Here is a 14799-nt window from a genome sequence, read left to right on the forward strand (position 1 = left end):
CTGGCTTTTGTCGAAGGAGGAATGGTCGCATGAACTTCATCGCCAGGGTCACGTCTTCAGGACCGCAAAAGCCACTTGGGGACGTTCTTCGAGTGCCGCTGGGCATCGACGTTTGGGAGGTCAAGCCAGATCACCTGATCATTCGTGGAACCGAGGCCCAGTTGGACCGCCTGTCCAGCATGGGTTACCTCGTTGAGCAGCTCGAGGATGTGGCGCGGCACTTGTCTACCTTCGCTGGAACCGAGGCGGCGGAGCAGTATCATTCGGCAGCCACGCTGGAGGAGGAGCTGCAGCAACTCGCGGAAGCGAAGCCGGACATCGCCCAGTTGATCGAGATCGGCCGAAGCATCGAGGGCCGGCCGATCCTGGCCTTGCGCATCGGCGACCGTCGCGGCGGTGTTCCCAAACTTCTCTTCATGGGTTGCCACCACGCGCGCGAGTGGATTGCCGTGGAAGTGCCCTTCCTGCTCGCCAAGGAACTGGTCGAGCGGGCTGACGAGGCGCCGATCGCAGGCTGGCTCACCGGTGGAGAAGTCTGGGTCGCCCCGATGGTCAACCCGGACGGCCATGAACACAGCCGGACGCAAGAGCGGCTTTGGCGCAAGAACCGCCGGAGGAACGACGACGGCTCGTTCGGCGTCGACCCGAACCGCAACTATGGCTACATGTGGGGAACTCTTGACGTTCCTACCTCCAGCCACGTGCCGAGTGATGAGACCTATGTCGGTCCGCGCGCCTTCTCCGAGCCGGAGACCCAAGCGGTCCGCGACCTGATCGGGTGCGAGCGCTTCGCCGGCGTGATCACCTATCACAGCTACTCTCAGCTCATACTCTATCCCTGGGGCTATGGGGAGAAGCCCATAGCGGACGTTCAGCATCGGGAGCAGATGGTGGGGATGGCCGAAGAGATGCAAACCCTGATCCAGGGGGTGCATGGCAAGATCTACGTCCCGCAGCAATCTTCCGAGCTCTACCCAACCGCGGGCGACACAACGGATTGGACCTACGGGACCTACGGCATACCGTCCTTCACGGTCGAACTCAGGCCGCAGACCTTCCAAGAAGGCGGTTTCATCCTGCCACCAGGCCAGATCCTGCCGACCTGGGAGGAGAACCGTCCGGCTGCATTCCGGTTCATCGAACAGACGTTGGCCGTACCTGTGGCATAGATAGAGGCAGAGCGGAGGACGGTGAAGGCTACAGATGGCCCGAGACGGAGTACGCGCCGCCTTTCAAAGCAGTTTTCCTCTGCTGCGACCTCGACCGGCGCTTCACGGCACCAGGAGGCAGCACCTACAAGGTCAGTGCGGGTTTATCAGGAAGACTGGTGGCTGTTCCGCAACCTGCCGAAAGCGCTCAAGCGGTTCGAGAGTGAGACTGGTATCAAGACGGAACTCGTCTGGGACATCCGTCTGTTTGCTATTGCATTGATTTGCCCGAATGCGGACCATCAGGTTTCGGCACCAACCAAGACATTCGGAGCTCATACCCAAAACGTCCGCTCTTGGTGCGGTGCGGACAAAAAAATCCCACCCCAATGTCACACCGGCGCATCCCGTCTCGTCATGGTGTCGTAACCTGTGAAAGGAACGACCAATGACTGCCAAACTCGATCCGTTTGCCGCTGCGCCTGCGCTGATGAAGAGCTGGATGGGCGCCTCGCTCGCCATCGCCTCCAGCCTGGAGACCAGCCTCGTTCACCTGGTGGAAATCCGCGCCTCGCAGATCAACGGCTGCGCCAACTGCCTCAACATGCACACGGCCTCCGCGCGCGAAAAGGGCGAGACCGAGCAGTGCATCTACCTGCTCTCGGCCTGGCGCGAGGCGCCGTGCTACACCGACCGTGAGCGCGCCGCGCTCGGCTGGACCGATGCGCTGACAAGGCTCTCCGAAGGCCATACATATGAAACCGCCTACGCGACGCTGAGGGAAGAGTTTTCGGAGGAGGAGCAGGTGAAGCTGACGCTGATGATCAACATCATCAACGGCTGGAACCGGCTCGCCGTCGGCTTCGGCCTGTTCGTCGACCCAAAGGCGGTGAAAACCATCCAGGCCAAGGTGGCGGCCTGATGGAAGAGGCGACGCACACCGACGCGGCGGCGAGTTTCGATCCGCTGCGCCAAAAGCTCATGCGCGTCGCCTACCGCATGCTCGGCTCGGTGGCCGACGCCGAGGATGTCGTGCAGGAGGCCTTCATCCGCTGGATGGGGGCCGACCGCGCGGCGGTGCGCGAGCCCGAGGCTTTTCTGCGCCGCACGGTGACGCGGCTTTGCCTCGACCAGCTCAAATCGGCGCGGCGCCGGCGCGAGACCTATGTCGGCCCGTGGCTCCCCGATCCGGTCGTCGAGGAGGACGAGGCGGAGGACGTCACCCTGCCGCTGATGCTGGCGCTGGAGCGGCTGTCGCCGCTGGAACGGGCCGCGTTCCTGCTGCACGACGTGTTCGGGCTGGAATTCGAGGAGGTGGCAAAAACCATCGGGCGCGACCCTGCCGCCTGCCGCCAGCTTGCCGCCCGCGCCCGCACCCATGTGCGCGAGGCGCGGCCGCGTTACCAACTCGACAAGAGGCATGGCATCGAGCTTGCGGAAGCGTTTTTCGCCGCCTCGCGCGGCGGCGACATGAAGGCGCTGGGCGCCATGCTGGCGGCCGACGTCAGCATGCACGCCGACGGTGGCGGCAAGCGCTCTGCCGCGATTGTGCCGTTCGTCGGTTTCGACGCGGTGATGGAGGTGCATGAACGCCTGGCCTCGCTGTTCAGGCAAAAGGGTTCGACGCTGGTGCGCGCCGGCTTCGTCAACGGCCTGCCCGGCTTCGTCACGCTGGAGGCCGACGGCGAGTTGCAGACCACGGCGCTGGAGATCGAGGACGGCAAGATCGCGGCGATCTACGTGGTGCGCAATCCCGACAAGCTGAGGCATCTCCACTAGCGCTTGTAGCCGTTCCCTTCACCACTCTTGAAATTTCAGCTCTGGCCGAGTGTCGTGCCCGGAGGTGAAGAGTCGTCCGCGCAAGGGACGAAAAGCCGACATATCTCAACCGGCGAACGCGCTGGGGATCAGGCAAGGCTGGACGCCAGGCGATGGCATTCGGAGATTGAACCGCCGAAGCCTTCTGCCGCAACTGGCAACATTTGCGCCTCGGAGCTATACTGGGGAGATACCACAGCCGCGATCAAACCAAATGCAGTCCAAACAGAAAAGACGCATCTTTTTTCTTGTTCTTGCGCAACAAATTCGCTTGATGTGGCCCATTCTGTCCGGCCTGCTTGTTGTCATGGTCGGACTTGGACTGGTGATTGGACGCTTGGAGAATTGGCGGATCGACGAGGCTCTCTACTTTACATTCGTCACCGGCCTTACGATCGGCTACGGAGATTTGACACCGGGACGTTTCAGTTCGCGCTTGCTGGCCCTGGTCATCGGCTTCGCCGGCATCGTGCTGGCCGGTCTTGTTGTGGCCGTCAGCGTCCAGGCGCTGCGGGCGACGGAAATCGACCCCCCCGAAAAGAAGTAGCTTCGCCCCGATGCTCTGCCTCAAACAAGGTGGTTAGTGCTAAGCAAACTTGCCCTGAGAAGGGGAAATAGGACGATCGCAGAAAACCAGCAGACGCCAGCTCCAACCCAACGGAAGTCCCTGATGGTAGCCTTTGCCCCATTGCTCCAGGAAATCCGCCGCAACCCCGTTCTTTGGCTGTTGGTCGCTTTGCCTGTGCTATTCTTCACCCGGCTGATCGAGCCCGAAGCGCACACGCTGCTATTTGTGCTGTCCGTACTCACGATTGTGCCCCTGGCCGTGCTGCTGAGCCGCGCAACCGAGTCGGTCGCGGTCAAAACAGGCGACACCGTAGGCGGCCTTCTCAATGCCACGCTGGGCAACCTGACGGAGTTGATCATCGCACTGGCCGCGCTACGGGCCGGACAATACATGTTGGTAAAGGCATCCCTCGCCGGGGCGATCGTCACCAATACCCTGTTCATGTTGGGCGCGTCATTCCTGATTGGCGGCCTGAAGCACCATGTGCAGGAGTACAATCGGGTCAGTGCCCGCCTCCAGACAGGCCTTCTGTTTCTGGCCGCAATCGCCATGCTGACCCCGTCGCTTGTCCCGGATCCCGGTTCGGCGGCGGCATCGTCGTTCACGCAGAAATTGAGCGTGGGCCTGTCGGTGCTGCTCATCGGCACGTATGCGCTGGGCCTGGTATTCTCGCTCAAGTCGCATCGGGAGTTCTTTGGAGGAACGGATCACGCGGAGGCTGGCGGTGGCACGCTGCCGCTCCGCCTTGCACTGGCGACGCTGGCCGGCGTCACCGTGCTGGTGGCACTGGTGAGCGAGGTGTTCATCGAGTCGGTGCAGCAGGCCGCTGTCGCGTTCGGGATGAGCCCTGCTTTCGTGGGCTTCATCATCGTGGCACTGGTCGGGGGCGCCGCCGAGATGGCTTCGGCGTTTTCCGGCGCACGCAAGAACCGGCTGGACCTGAGCGTAGGCATCGCCCTGGGAAGCTCATCTCAGATCGCGCTGTTCGTGGCTCCGGTGCTGGTACTTTTGAGCTACGTCATCGGACCTGCGCCGATGAACCTGCTATTCTGGCCGGGCGCGGTTGTCATGGTGCTCGTTTCCACGCTGACCGCGTTCCTGACGACCAGCAGCGGACGCTCGACCTGGTTCGTCGGGGTGCTCGTGCTGATGGTTTATCTGATTTTCGCCATGACGCTCTACCTCCTGCCTCCGGGCACGCAATGAAGCCGGCGGTCGAAGGGGTTTGAGACGCTAAGCAGAGTCGGCGTTTGGCCGCGGCGACCCCACCCGGCCGCTTCGCGGCCACCCTCCCTCAAGGGGGAGGGAAGCCCGCCTCACCCGAACCGCCCCCGGTCGTGCGGCGCGGCATAGTCGAGCGCCGGCCCGACCGGCACGATGCGGGTCGGGTTGATGGTGGTATGGCTGCCGTAATAATGCGACTTGATGTGGTGGAGGTTGACCGTTCCGGCCACGCCGGGCACCTGGTAGAGGTCGCGCAAGTAATTGGAAAGATTCGGATAATCGGCGATGCGGCGCAGGTTGCATTTGAAGTGGCCGACATAGACCGGGTCGAACCGCGCAAGCGTGGTAAACAGCCGCCAGTCCGCCTCGGTGATTTCAGCGCCCACCAGATAGCGCTGGTGCGACAATCTCTGCTCCAGCGTATCCAGCGCCGCGAACAACTCGCCGAACGCCTCCTCATAGGCCTCCTGCGTCGTGGCGAAGCCGACCCGATAGACGCCGTTGTTGATCGCTGGGTAAACCAGCGCGTTGATTTCATCGATCTCGGCGCGCAGCGCTTCCGGATAGAAATCTACCGTCCGGTCGCCCCATTCGTCGAAGGCCGAATTCAGCATCCGGATGATTTCGGACGATTCGTTGGAGACGATCGTCTGCTCCTTGCGGTCCCAAAGCACCGGCACGGTCACCCGGCCGGTGTAGTGAGGGTCCGCGCTGGTGTAGATTTGATGAAGGAAATCAAGCCCGTAGAGCCCATCCCCGGTGGCCCCGTCCTCGGCCAGAAACGTCCAGCCGTCCTTGCCCATGAAATGATGGACGACCGAAACCGAGATGATGTCCTCAAGCTTCTTCAGCGCGCGAAAGATCAGCGTGCGGTGCGCCCAGGGGCAGGCATAGGAGACGTAGAGATGGTAACGCCCCGGCTCGGCCTGGAACCCGCGCGTGCGGCCCGGCGCCGGCTTGCCGTCGGCGGTCACCCAGTCGCGCCACGGCGCCTCGGAGCGTACGAAGCGCCCACCCGTTTCCCGGGTCGAATACCAGACGTCGTGCCACTTGCCGTCGACCAGTTGTCCCATCGCGTCGCTCCGTACCGTGCCTCGTTGCAAAAACACTTAGGGTCTCGCGGCCGAAAGCAAAACCGTTGCGGCTTGAACACAGCGTCGCCGATCCGCACAGGCGTCGAAAAGACGCGTCACCTTGCTGTAGACGCGCCGGCGATTAGATGATAGCGGCGTGCGTCATGGCAAACTGCAAGCAGTTCCGGTTCTACCGACGACGATAGAGCGCCCGCGCCGACGCGCGGCCGACACTGCCGTTTTGACGGCCCTTCTATCCTCGCAACCGACCGGATGCCGCACCATGATCCCCGCAGACGTTGTTTTCGTGCCGGAAACTGCCGCGCACGACGCCGAAATCGACCATCTCAACGAAGAAGCCTTCGGACCGGGCCGTTTTGCCCGCGCCGCCTACAAAATCCGCGAGGGCGGACCGCACGAGCGGCGGCTTTCCTTCGTGGCGCTGCATGAGGGAGAGGTGATCGCCTCCTGCCGGCTGACGCGCATCGCCGCCGGCGAGGGCCGCGCGCTGCTGCTGGGGCCGCTCGCCGTGCGGCCCGCCCACAAGAATCTCGGCATCGGCAAGAAACTGGTGGCGATCTCGGTGGAAGCCGCGCGACAGGCAGGCGCCGGCGCCGTGCTTCTCGTCGGCGACGAGCCCTATTACGGCCCGCTCGGCTTCAGGCGCATTTCACGCGGCCAGATCTCGATGCCGCGGCCGGTCGATCTCGACCGCATCCTGGTCCATGAGCTGACCCCCGCCGCGGCCGAGCGGCTGAAGGGCGAGGTTTGCCACGCGGATCTGGCGCGCATCCCCGCCTGGACCGACGATCGCGAGCCGATCCGCAAGGCAGGCTGACCCGTTCATGAACGCGCAGCGCCGATCGTTGCGGCGTTGCCTCTTCGCGTTCGCATCCTTATAGGCTGCCCCAAAGGCTCAAGGAGAGAACGATGGACATCAGCGGCCAGACAGCGATCGTCACCGGCGGCGGCTCCGGTCTCGGCGAGGCGGCGGCCCGCGCGCTTGCTGCGAAAGGCGCCCGCGTCGCCGTGCTCGACATCGGACTGGAGCGCGCCCAAGCGGTTGCCCGCGACATCGGCGGTTTTGCCGCAAGCTGCGACGTGGCGAGCGCGGAAGCCGCGGAGGCAGCGATTACCCGGGCAGCGGAAGCGCTCGGCCCTGCCCGCATCCTGATCAACTGCGCCGGCATCGCGGTCGGCATGAAGACGGTCGGCAAGGACGGCCCGCATCCGCTCGACCTTTTCCGCAAGGTGCTGGAGGTCAACCTCATCGGTACCTTCAACATGATCCGCCTGTTCGCCGACCGTGCTGGAAAACTCGATCCGTTGGCCGGCGGCGAGCGCGGCGTCGTCGTCAACACCGCTTCCGTCGCCGCCTATGACGGCCAGATCGGCCAGGCCGCCTACTCCGCCTCGAAGGGCGGCGTGGTCGGCATGACCTTGCCGGTGGCGCGCGACCTCGCCCGCTCCGGCATCCGCGTCGCCACTATAGCCCCCGGCATCTTCAAGACGCCGATGATGGCCGGCATGCCGCAGGAGGTGCAGGATTCGCTGGGCGCGGCCGTACCATTCCCGCCGCGGCTGGGCGAGCCTTCGGAATACGCCGCGCTCGCCGTCCATATCGTCGAGAACCAGATGCTGAACGGCGAGACGATCCGTCTCGACGGCGCAATCCGCATGGCGCCGAAATAACGGGTCTTGCCGCCCGGGCCGGGACGCAGATAAGTGGACCTCGAACTTCAGGATTGAGGCAGCCATGGAAGAAAAACGCGACGTCATCCGCCCGACCGACGAAGAGGCGATCCGGCTGGCGAAGACCTTGCTTCGCTCGGCGCGCTACGGCGCGCTTGCTGTGCTCGACCCGACCGGCGGCGGCCCGCTCGCCAGCCGCGTCGGCGTCGCCACCGATCTCGACGGCACGCCGCTCGTCCTCGTGTCGATGCTGTCGGCGCATACGCGCGCCATCATCGCCGACCCGCGCTGTTCGCTGCTGCTCGGCGAACCCGGCAAGGGCGATGCCCTCGCCCATCCGCGCGTCACCCTGGTCTGCCGCGCCTCCAGGCTGGAAAAAGGTTCGCCGGCGCAGGCGCAGGCCGAACGGCGCTATCTGAACAAGAACCCCAAGGCGAAACTTTATGTCGGCCTGGGCGACTTCCACATCTTCCGTCTGGAGGTGGAGAACGCCAGCCTCAATGGCGGCTTCGGAAAAGCCTACAATCTGACCCGAGACGATATCCTGACCGCGAGCGCGGCGACCGAAACGCTGTCCACGTCCGAGCAGGGCGCGGTCGATCACATGAATTCGGACCATCGCGACGCCATCGATCTCTACGCAACGCATTTCGCCCGGGCTCAGGGCAAGGGCTGGGCCATGACCGGCATCGATGCCGAAGGTTTCGACCTTGCCAGTGGCGACGAGGTGCGGCGCATCTTCTTCGATTCGCCGCTGCAGCAAGCATCCGACCTCCGTCCCGCCTTGGTCGCCATGGCCAAGGTAGCGCGCTCTAGTGTGGACAACTCTTAGGACCAACCGCAAATTGCAGCAGCAGCCCCTTGAGATCGTCAGTCAGTGCGCTAGGTTGTAGGAAAAACAATGCGGAGGCCCAACGGTGTCCCTGGGAGGACGGTGCCCACGACCTAGCACGACGAAAAGGTCGTTTCATCCGGCGGGCCGGGGAGACCGCGTGGTGGAATGAATGGGGAGCAAGCCACGGCCACCGACGCCGCGAACCTGCTCACGATGCTCGGCAACGAGAAGCGCCTCGCCATCCTTCGCAGCATCCTGGACCGTGAAATGTCGGTCGGGGCGCTGGCCGAGAAGGTCGAGCTGAGCCAATCGGCGCTCTCCCAGCACCTGGCAAAACTACGCAAATCCAAGCTGGTGGAGACCCGGCGGGATCGCCAGACCATCTACTACTCCTGCCGCTCCGAGAAGGTGCGGACGATCATGCGGGCGCTGCACAATCTCTACCAGATTGCCTGAAGCGCCTCGCATCGGGCGCGCCTCGCCAGCCGCCGCAACTTCGCATAGATCTGCCGCATGACCATCGTTCGAATTGCCGACGCGGGCGATCCGCGCGTTGCCGCCTATCGCCACATCCGCGAGCGCGATCTTGTCGGCCGGCAAGGCCTGTTCGTTGCGGAAGGCAAGGTCGTGCTCGACGTACTGCTGTCGGCGCCCGGCTACGACCTTCAATCCGTGCTCGTGCTGGAAAGCCGTTATCCGGGCCTGGAGGCGACACTGCGAAAGGCGCCGCCCGGCCTGCCGGTTTTCGTCGCCTCGCCCGATGTCATGGACGCGATCGCCGGCTTCCACATCCATCGCGGCATCCTTGCCATCGGCCGCCGCCGCACGACGCCGTCGGCCGATGAACTGCTGGCGCGCCTGCCCGACCGCGCGCTGGTTCTCGTACTGGTCGGCATCTCCAATCACGACAATGTCGGCTCGATCTTCCGCAACGCCGCCGCCTTCGGAACAGCCGCCGTCTTTGCCGACCCCACCTGTTGCGATCCGCTCTACCGCAAGGCGATTCGCGTTTCGGTCGGCGGTGTCTTCCGCGTGCCGTTCGCCCGCATAGACGACACCGCGGCCTTTGCCGGCACGCTGCTCGATCACGGTTTCCAGCCGATCGCGCTGTCGCCGCGCGGCGAGACCGATATCCGTCACCTGAAGCCGGCCGATCGGACCGCGCTGTTCCTCGGCGCCGAAGGCGCCGGCCTGCCTGCGCCGCTGCTGTCGGCCATGCGGACGGTACGCATCGCCATCGCAGACGATTTCGACAGTCTCAATGTCGCCGCGACCTCGGCGATCGCCCTGCATCGCCTGTCCGATCTGGAGTGGCTCAGCTCAACGGCAGCGGCGCGATCTTCTTCAGCGCCTTGACCCGTTCTGCGAGGCTCATGCCATCCACCGCCTGGCCGTTCTGGGCGACCGACGGAAGCTGCACCTCCAGAGCCTTGCGGATTGGCGAATCCGGCCCGTCGAGCATTGCGGTCAGCGAAATGACCTCGGCGGCGAGATCGTTCATCTGCTCGCGCAACAGCGCGGTCTCGCGGCGCTCGACCTCCCAATCGTCCGCCTTGGCGCGATCGCGCCCCGCCAGGTCGGCGCGCAACTTCTGGTTCTCGCGCGTCATTGCCACGAGGCGCTCGTCGAGGCGGCGCCGTTCGGCGTTGAGTTTCGCTACCGCCCCCTGCATGTCGCCGTTGCCGGCATTGGCCAGAAGATTGGACATCTGCAAGGTCAGGTCGGCCGTCTGGGCCTCCTGCCGCAACTTTTCCTCCAGCGCCTTGGCCAACTTGCCATTGAGCTCGTTCTCGCGCTCCGTGCCGGCCTTCAGCCTTTCGCGGAACGCGGAAATATCCTTCTCGCGCCGCTCGATCGTCTCCTCGCGGTCTGCAACGGTCGCGACCATGCGTTCCAGCTTCCGCTCGAGGCCGGCGGCTTTCCTCTTGTCGGCTCGCGCCGCTTCCCGCGCGCCGCGCAACTCGACCGCCAAATCCTGCAGTCGCTTGTCGGCCTCCCGCCGCTCGCCCTTTAGCGCGCCGAGATCGCCCGTCAGTTTTTCCACCTCGCCTTCTCGGGCAACCAGTTCGGCCTGGCGGCTGTTCGACATCTGGCTGGCGCTCTCATAGAGGCTGTTGAGCTTTTCCAGTTCCGCCGCCCGCTGCTCCAGCATGCGGTCGGCTTCCTCCAACCGGTCGGAATACTGCCGCAACTCCTCCTCCCGTTGGCGAAGCTCGGCACGAAGCTGGGAGCCCTTGGCTTCCAATTCGGAAAGCACGCGGTTCCGCTCATCCCTTTCGAGCGCGAGCTGACGCAGTTCCTCGCGGCCGCGTCCGATCTCGACGATCTGGGCGGAAGCCTTGTCGCGGAATTCCTTGACACTCATTTCGAGGCGGCGGGTCGACATCGCGAACTCGGCGCGCAGCCTGTCCTTGTCGGCCTGGATCTCGTCCATCGAAAGCGGCACCGAGCTCTCGATGCGCTGACGGGTCAGCCGCACAGCGCGGCGCCAGACAGCCGGCGCGACCATCAGGGCGAGGAAACCAGCGCACAAGAAACCGAGAACAAAAAAGAGAACGGACTGGATCACGGCAAGCCTTGAAGTGCAACGGGAAGGCCGATGGCCTTCCGGTTGCACTAATGCCGGATTTCAGCATTAGCGCAAGGATGCTGCAGTTTTGGACGAAAAAGGCGATCCCGGAACGCCGTTGGATGCTCCGATCAGATACCCTAAAACGGGTTCCAGGTCGGCTTCTGCGTCAGCTTGAGGTAGCCGACATTGATTCCGAGCCGAGCGCCGACGCCGGTGCGCACCGGCACCAGGAGCACGTCGCCCTGCTTCAGCACGTTGAACCCCACTCCAGCCACCATGTAGGCCGACCCTGCCACGCCGACGAAGCGGTCATAGAGTGCGTCGACCTGATCCAGATTGTAGACCAGCATCATGATGCGCGAGCCCTCGCCACCGAAATCGAATCCCAGCGACGGTCCCTGCCAGAAGACTTTGTGGTCGCCGGCATTCTTCGTGTAGAGCGTGCCCTCGCCATAGGTGAGGCCGCCGACGAAGGCGCCGGAACCCTCCTCCCCCAGCACATAGCCGTTCGGAAGCCCGTAGGACGAGAAGATCTGCTCGATCGCCGTCGCCAGACCGCCCGAGGTCGCGCCGAAGAAGCGGTGTCCCGAATCGACGATCTCGCGCGCGGTATATTCCTGCGCCTGAAGCGGCGAAGCAGCCATGTTCATGGCGCCGACAGCCATCATGACGACCAAGGCGAGCCGGAAAGTCATCCGGCCGAAAAAACGGGAAAGCATATTTCTGATCTCCGTCCGCGAGCGCTTCGCTGACGTCCCTGCCTTCGGCGGCTCTTGGCGGCCGCGCATGAAGTTCACCATGACACCCTATGCCGTAATCGTTTTTCAACCATTAAGCTCTCAGATGAAGATGGCGGTTCGAAGACCTGCGTGACCGTCTTTTGGGCTGCGAGGGTCGCTTCCGGACTGCCGAATCCCAACCCTTCCGCCTCGCCCGGATTTGCCGAAAAGCCAGGATGCCTTATAGCCAGACAACCGCGAAACAGGCATGATTCGGACTGGCCGGCACGGCGACCGCGGCCTGCTCCGAGATGAGGGGATCGCCGGAGAATGAATATCCGATGGCCGACATTCTGACGCTTTCCGCAGCCGATCTTGCCGCGCTTCTGTGCAGCAGGGTCTGTCACGACATCATCTCGCCTGTGGGGGCCATCAACAACGGGTTGGAATTGCTTGACGAGGGCGGCGCCGACGAAGACGCCATGAACCTCATCCGGGCCAGCGCCCGCAATGCCTCCGCCAGATTGCAATTCGCCCGCATCGCCTTCGGCGCGGCCGGCTCCGCCGGAATGGTCATCGACACCGGCGACGCAGAATCGGTCGCGACCGCCTTCCTGCGCAACGAGAAGCCCGAATTCGAATGGAGCGGCCCGCGCTGGCTGCTGCCGAAGAACAATGTCAAGCTGCTGCTCAACCTCATCCTGATCGCCAACGCGGCAATCCCGCGCGGCGGCAGGATCGCCGTCAGGCTCGACGGTACCGACAGCAATCCGAAGTTCAGCATCTCGGCGCGCGGCCCGATGCTGCGCGTGCCGCCGAAGTTCCTCGAACTGCATTCCGGCAACCGCCCGGAGGAAGCTATCGACGCGCATGCCGTGCAGCCCTATTACACGCTGCTGCTCTCGCGGGAGTCCAGCATGCCGATCTCGATTCATGCCACAGCGGACGAGATCATCTTTTCGGCCGCGCGGCCGGAGTGAACCGCCCGAGGTTGCGGCTGAAACCAGCGCAATCCGCCGATTTTAGCTGAAACTTTACCCAACCCGTTCTCTCGATTTTTACCCGCCTGTTCTAGCGTCAGCAGACCCACGCTACTGCCTGACGCCCACGGGGCGGACAAAGGATCACAGATGAAGCGGTGCATATTCGTCGACGACTCGAGCGTCATCCGCAAGGTCGCCAAGCGAATCCTCAATGGTCCGGAGATGATCTTCATTGAGGCCGGCAGCGGCATCGACGCGATCGAGATGTGCCAGGCGGACATGCCGGACATTGTGGTGATCGACTCGGCCCTGCCCGACCTGCCGACGGTCGACGTCATCCGCCGCATCCGCGCCATTCCGAGCGCCATCGTTCCCCATATCGTCGTCTGCCTGACGGAGAAGGACGTCGCCACGATCATGCGGGCGAAGCGGGCGGGCGCACAGAGCTATCTGCTGAAGCCGTTCAACCGCGCTCAGTTGCTGGAGCGCTTCCGCGCAATAGACATCGCCGCCCAGTCGAGCGCTCCGACCCAGGCGGCGTGACGTCAATCCAAAGGTTCGACCGGATCGGCGGGCTCAGGCGGGCCGAACCTTAGCCCGGCCGCCTCTTTCGTTCAGGCGCTTTCGCGGATTTCTTCCGGCTCGCGCAGCACGTAGCCGCGGCCCCATACGGTCTCGATGAAGTTCTGGCCGCCCGAAGCCGCGTCGAGCTTCTTGCGCAGTTTGCAGATGAAGACGTCGATGATCTTCAGTTCCGGCTCATCCATGCCGCCGTAGAGGTGGTTGAGGAACATCTCCTTGGTCAGCGTCGTGCCCTTGCGCAGCGAGAGCAGCTCCAGCATCTGGTACTCCTTGCCGGTCAGGTGCACGCGCTGGCCGCCGACCTCCACCGTCTTGGCGTCGAGATTGACGATGAGGTCGCCGGTGGCGATGACCGACTGGGCGTGGCCCTTGGAGCGGCGGACGATTGCGTGGATGCGCGCCACCAGTTCGTCCTTGTGGAAGGGTTTGGTCATGTAGTCGTCGGCGCCGAAGCCGAGTCCGCGCACCTTGTCCTCGATGCCGGCCATGCCGGACAGGATCAGGATCGGGGTTTTCACCTTGGAGAGCCGCAGCGTACGCAGCACCTCGTAGCCCGACATGTCGGGCAGGTTGAGATCAAGCAGGATGATGTCGTAGTCGTAGAGCTTGCCGAGATCGACGCCCTCCTCTCCGAGGTCGGTCGTGTAGACGTTGAAGCTCTCCGACTTCAGCATCAATTCGATGCTCTGGGCCGTCGCACTGTCGTCTTCAATCAGCAGAACGCGCATCTAAATCCCCTTTTCTGCTGCCGCACCGGCTTTCGCCAGCCATGCGGTGCCGGAGCAGTGATTGCCTGGATCAACCTGCCACCGAATGGTTAACAAAACCTGATTCCGTTTGGCAAGCCGCAAGTTCGCCTATCAGCCTTGAGGTACACTCTCTTGATTCCGCTCGTGAATCACATTGCGGGATAGCTGGAGGTACACCTTAACAAACCGACCTAAGTGACTCATTCGACTCATCAACTCGCAACCGATGGCAAACGACCGGATTTTTTTTACCGCGCCTTAAGCCCTTGAGCCGTATGATTAACAATGCCCGTAAACGAATGGTTACCGGGCGCGAATTTTCTTAGGGTTTCGTTCCATTTCGTTAAGGAGCGTCCGAGACGGAACGGGACCGCGGTTTTTGACGAAGCGTTAGGTTGCGTCGCGTTTGCGGAGTGAGGACATGAAGTCTCGTGAGAACCTTGTGCGGCTGAAGCAGTTCCAGGTGAACGAAAAGCGCCGGCAGCTCGCGCAACTGGACATGATGATCGCCGAATTCGAACGGATGGCGGGCGATCTCGAAGCCCAGATCGCCGCCGAGGAAAAGAAGGCGGGCATCGTCGACGTCAATCATTTCGCCTATCCGACCTTCGCAAAGGCCGCGCGCCAGCGCCGCGACAACGTCCGCAACTCGCAGGCCGGCCTCGCCGACCAGCGCGCGACCGCGGTCTCGGCGCTGCGCGAGGCGGAAGCCGAGCTCTCCAAGGCACAGATGCTGGAATCGCGCGACGGCAAGATGCGCGAGGCCGACAGCCACCATGGCCGCAGCGCCATGATCGGCTGAAGCCGCCGGAGCGCTCTGCCTCGACCGCCGCTCC

The 14799-nt window shown here is 63.6% G+C and carries 17 protein-coding genes; 13 read left to right on the top strand and 4 right to left on the bottom strand.

Translation table 11 applies throughout. From position 1 onward, the window contains the following. The first annotated feature begins 29 nt into the window (after positions 1-29). The 5 genes from RB623_RS22355 to cax all read left to right on the top strand — a co-directional run bounded on the left by RB623_RS22355 (position 30) and on the right by cax (position 4740). Complete coding sequence (locus RB623_RS22355) at positions 30-1169, top strand: M14 family metallopeptidase (RefSeq protein WP_308059209.1); 1140 nt, start codon at positions 30-32, stop codon at positions 1167-1169. A gap of 427 nt (positions 1170-1596) precedes the next feature. Continuing rightward, positions 1597-2070 (top strand): carboxymuconolactone decarboxylase family protein, encoded by a 474-nt coding sequence (locus RB623_RS22360; RefSeq protein ID WP_308059210.1) that lies wholly within the window; start codon positions 1597-1599, stop codon positions 2068-2070. Then, positions 2070-2927 (top strand): sigma-70 family RNA polymerase sigma factor, encoded by an 858-nt coding sequence (locus tag RB623_RS22365; protein ID WP_308059211.1) that lies wholly within the window; start codon positions 2070-2072, stop codon positions 2925-2927. The genes RB623_RS22360 and RB623_RS22365 overlap by 1 nt, the downstream gene beginning before the upstream one ends. 253 nt (positions 2928-3180) lie before the next feature. Further along, entirely contained in the window at positions 3181-3513 is a 333-nt protein-coding gene (locus RB623_RS22370) for a potassium channel family protein (protein WP_308059212.1), read from the top strand. Between the two features lie 123 nt (positions 3514-3636). Then, positions 3637-4740 (top strand): calcium/proton exchanger, encoded by a 1104-nt coding sequence (gene cax / locus RB623_RS22375; protein ID WP_308059213.1) that lies wholly within the window; start codon positions 3637-3639, stop codon positions 4738-4740. Between the two features lie 110 nt (positions 4741-4850). Here cax and RB623_RS22380 read toward each other — a convergent pair whose 3' ends face one another. Continuing rightward, positions 4851-5831 carry a glutathione S-transferase family protein gene (locus RB623_RS22380; protein ID WP_308059214.1) on the bottom strand — a complete coding sequence of 327 codons (981 nt, stop codon included), beginning with the start codon at positions 5829-5831 and terminating at the stop codon, positions 4851-4853. A 283-nt stretch (positions 5832-6114) separates the two neighbouring features. Here RB623_RS22380 and RB623_RS22385 point away from each other — a divergent pair, with 283 nt between their 5' ends. The 5 genes from RB623_RS22385 (at position 6115) to RB623_RS22405 (ending at position 9714) form a co-directional block, all read left to right on the top strand. Beyond that, positions 6115-6669, top strand: a complete 555-nt coding sequence (locus tag RB623_RS22385; RefSeq protein ID WP_308059215.1) for an N-acetyltransferase — start codon at positions 6115-6117, stop codon at positions 6667-6669. A 92-nt stretch (positions 6670-6761) separates the two neighbouring features. After that, entirely contained in the window at positions 6762-7523 is a 762-nt protein-coding gene (locus tag RB623_RS22390) for an SDR family NAD(P)-dependent oxidoreductase (RefSeq protein WP_308059216.1), read from the top strand. A 64-nt stretch (positions 7524-7587) separates the two neighbouring features. Then, positions 7588-8355, top strand: a complete 768-nt coding sequence (locus RB623_RS22395; protein WP_308059217.1) for a HugZ family protein — start codon at positions 7588-7590, stop codon at positions 8353-8355. A gap of 168 nt (positions 8356-8523) precedes the next feature. Further along, the gene (locus RB623_RS22400) at positions 8524-8814 is read left to right on the top strand and encodes a metalloregulator ArsR/SmtB family transcription factor (RefSeq protein WP_308059218.1); all 291 of its coding nucleotides are present in this window, start codon (positions 8524-8526) and stop codon (positions 8812-8814) included. Between the two features lie 57 nt (positions 8815-8871). After that, positions 8872-9714 (top strand): RNA methyltransferase, encoded by an 843-nt coding sequence (locus tag RB623_RS22405; RefSeq protein ID WP_308059219.1) that lies wholly within the window; start codon positions 8872-8874, stop codon positions 9712-9714. Here the strand turns inward: RB623_RS22405 and RB623_RS22410 are convergent. Next, positions 9674-10867, bottom strand: coding sequence for a hypothetical protein (locus tag RB623_RS22410; protein ID WP_308059220.1), 1194 nt, complete (start codon positions 10865-10867; stop codon positions 9674-9676). The two genes, RB623_RS22405 and RB623_RS22410, sit on opposite strands and share 41 nt — an antisense overlap. Before the next feature lie 200 nt (positions 10868-11067). Beyond that, positions 11068-11595 carry a DUF1134 domain-containing protein gene (locus RB623_RS22415; RefSeq protein WP_374121728.1) on the bottom strand — a complete coding sequence of 176 codons (528 nt, stop codon included), beginning with the start codon at positions 11593-11595 and terminating at the stop codon, positions 11068-11070. Between the two features lie 395 nt (positions 11596-11990). Between RB623_RS22415 and chpT the strand changes: the two genes are divergently transcribed. Continuing rightward, on the top strand, positions 11991-12629 hold the full coding sequence (gene chpT, locus RB623_RS22420; RefSeq protein WP_308059223.1) for a histidine phosphotransferase ChpT: 639 nt from the start codon (positions 11991-11993) through the stop codon (positions 12627-12629). A 150-nt stretch (positions 12630-12779) separates the two neighbouring features. Further along, positions 12780-13175: a response regulator gene (locus RB623_RS22425; protein WP_308059224.1), complete on the top strand. Its 396-nt coding sequence runs from the start codon at positions 12780-12782 to the stop codon at positions 13173-13175. Positions 13176-13246: 71 nt separating this feature from the next. Here the strand turns inward: RB623_RS22425 and ctrA are convergent, their stop codons facing one another. Continuing rightward, a complete protein-coding gene (gene ctrA / locus RB623_RS22430; RefSeq protein WP_308059225.1) occupies positions 13247-13942 on the bottom strand; it encodes a response regulator transcription factor CtrA in 696 nt (231 codons plus the stop codon). A gap of 442 nt (positions 13943-14384) precedes the next feature. Between ctrA and RB623_RS22435 the strand changes: the two genes are divergently transcribed. After that, positions 14385-14765, top strand: coding sequence for a flagellar export protein FliJ (locus tag RB623_RS22435; protein WP_308059251.1), 381 nt, complete (start codon positions 14385-14387; stop codon positions 14763-14765). The last annotated feature ends 34 nt before the right edge of the window (positions 14766-14799 follow it).

Source organism: Mesorhizobium sp. LHD-90 (genome assembly GCF_030929505.1).
In the GTDB taxonomy this organism is placed as follows: domain Bacteria; phylum Pseudomonadota; class Alphaproteobacteria; order Rhizobiales; family Rhizobiaceae; genus Kumtagia.

Bases quoted from the DNA above. Each gene is read 5' to 3' on its own strand.
- RB623_RS22395 (WP_308059217.1), top strand. From the start codon at position 7,588: ATGGAAGAAAAACGCGACGTCATCCGCCCGACCGACGAAGAGGCGATC.
- cax (WP_308059213.1), top strand. From the start codon at position 3,637: ATGGTAGCCTTTGCCCCATTGCTCCAGGAAATCCGCCGCAACCCCGTT.
- RB623_RS22360 (WP_308059210.1), top strand. From the start codon at position 1,597: ATGACTGCCAAACTCGATCCGTTTGCCGCTGCGCCTGCGCTGATGAAG.
- RB623_RS22435 (WP_308059251.1), top strand. From the start codon at position 14,385: ATGAAGTCTCGTGAGAACCTTGTGCGGCTGAAGCAGTTCCAGGTGAAC.
- RB623_RS22390 (WP_308059216.1), top strand. From the start codon at position 6,762: ATGGACATCAGCGGCCAGACAGCGATCGTCACCGGCGGCGGCTCCGGT.
- RB623_RS22365 (WP_308059211.1), top strand. From the start codon at position 2,070: ATGGAAGAGGCGACGCACACCGACGCGGCGGCGAGTTTCGATCCGCTG.
- RB623_RS22370 (WP_308059212.1), top strand. From the start codon at position 3,181: ATGCAGTCCAAACAGAAAAGACGCATCTTTTTTCTTGTTCTTGCGCAA.
- RB623_RS22380 (WP_308059214.1), bottom strand. From the start codon at position 5,831: ATGGGACAACTGGTCGACGGCAAGTGGCACGACGTCTGGTATTCGACC.
- ctrA (WP_308059225.1), bottom strand. From the start codon at position 13,942: ATGCGCGTTCTGCTGATTGAAGACGACAGTGCGACGGCCCAGAGCATC.
- RB623_RS22385 (WP_308059215.1), top strand. From the start codon at position 6,115: ATGATCCCCGCAGACGTTGTTTTCGTGCCGGAAACTGCCGCGCACGAC.
- RB623_RS22400 (WP_308059218.1), top strand. From the start codon at position 8,524: ATGAATGGGGAGCAAGCCACGGCCACCGACGCCGCGAACCTGCTCACG.
- RB623_RS22355 (WP_308059209.1), top strand. From the start codon at position 30: ATGAACTTCATCGCCAGGGTCACGTCTTCAGGACCGCAAAAGCCACTT.
- chpT (WP_308059223.1), top strand. From the start codon at position 11,991: ATGGCCGACATTCTGACGCTTTCCGCAGCCGATCTTGCCGCGCTTCTG.
- RB623_RS22410 (WP_308059220.1), bottom strand. From the start codon at position 10,867: ATGGTCGCGCCGGCTGTCTGGCGCCGCGCTGTGCGGCTGACCCGTCAG.
- RB623_RS22405 (WP_308059219.1), top strand. From the start codon at position 8,872: ATGACCATCGTTCGAATTGCCGACGCGGGCGATCCGCGCGTTGCCGCC.
- RB623_RS22425 (WP_308059224.1), top strand. From the start codon at position 12,780: ATGAAGCGGTGCATATTCGTCGACGACTCGAGCGTCATCCGCAAGGTC.
- RB623_RS22415 (WP_374121728.1), bottom strand. From the start codon at position 11,595: ATGGCTGTCGGCGCCATGAACATGGCTGCTTCGCCGCTTCAGGCGCAG.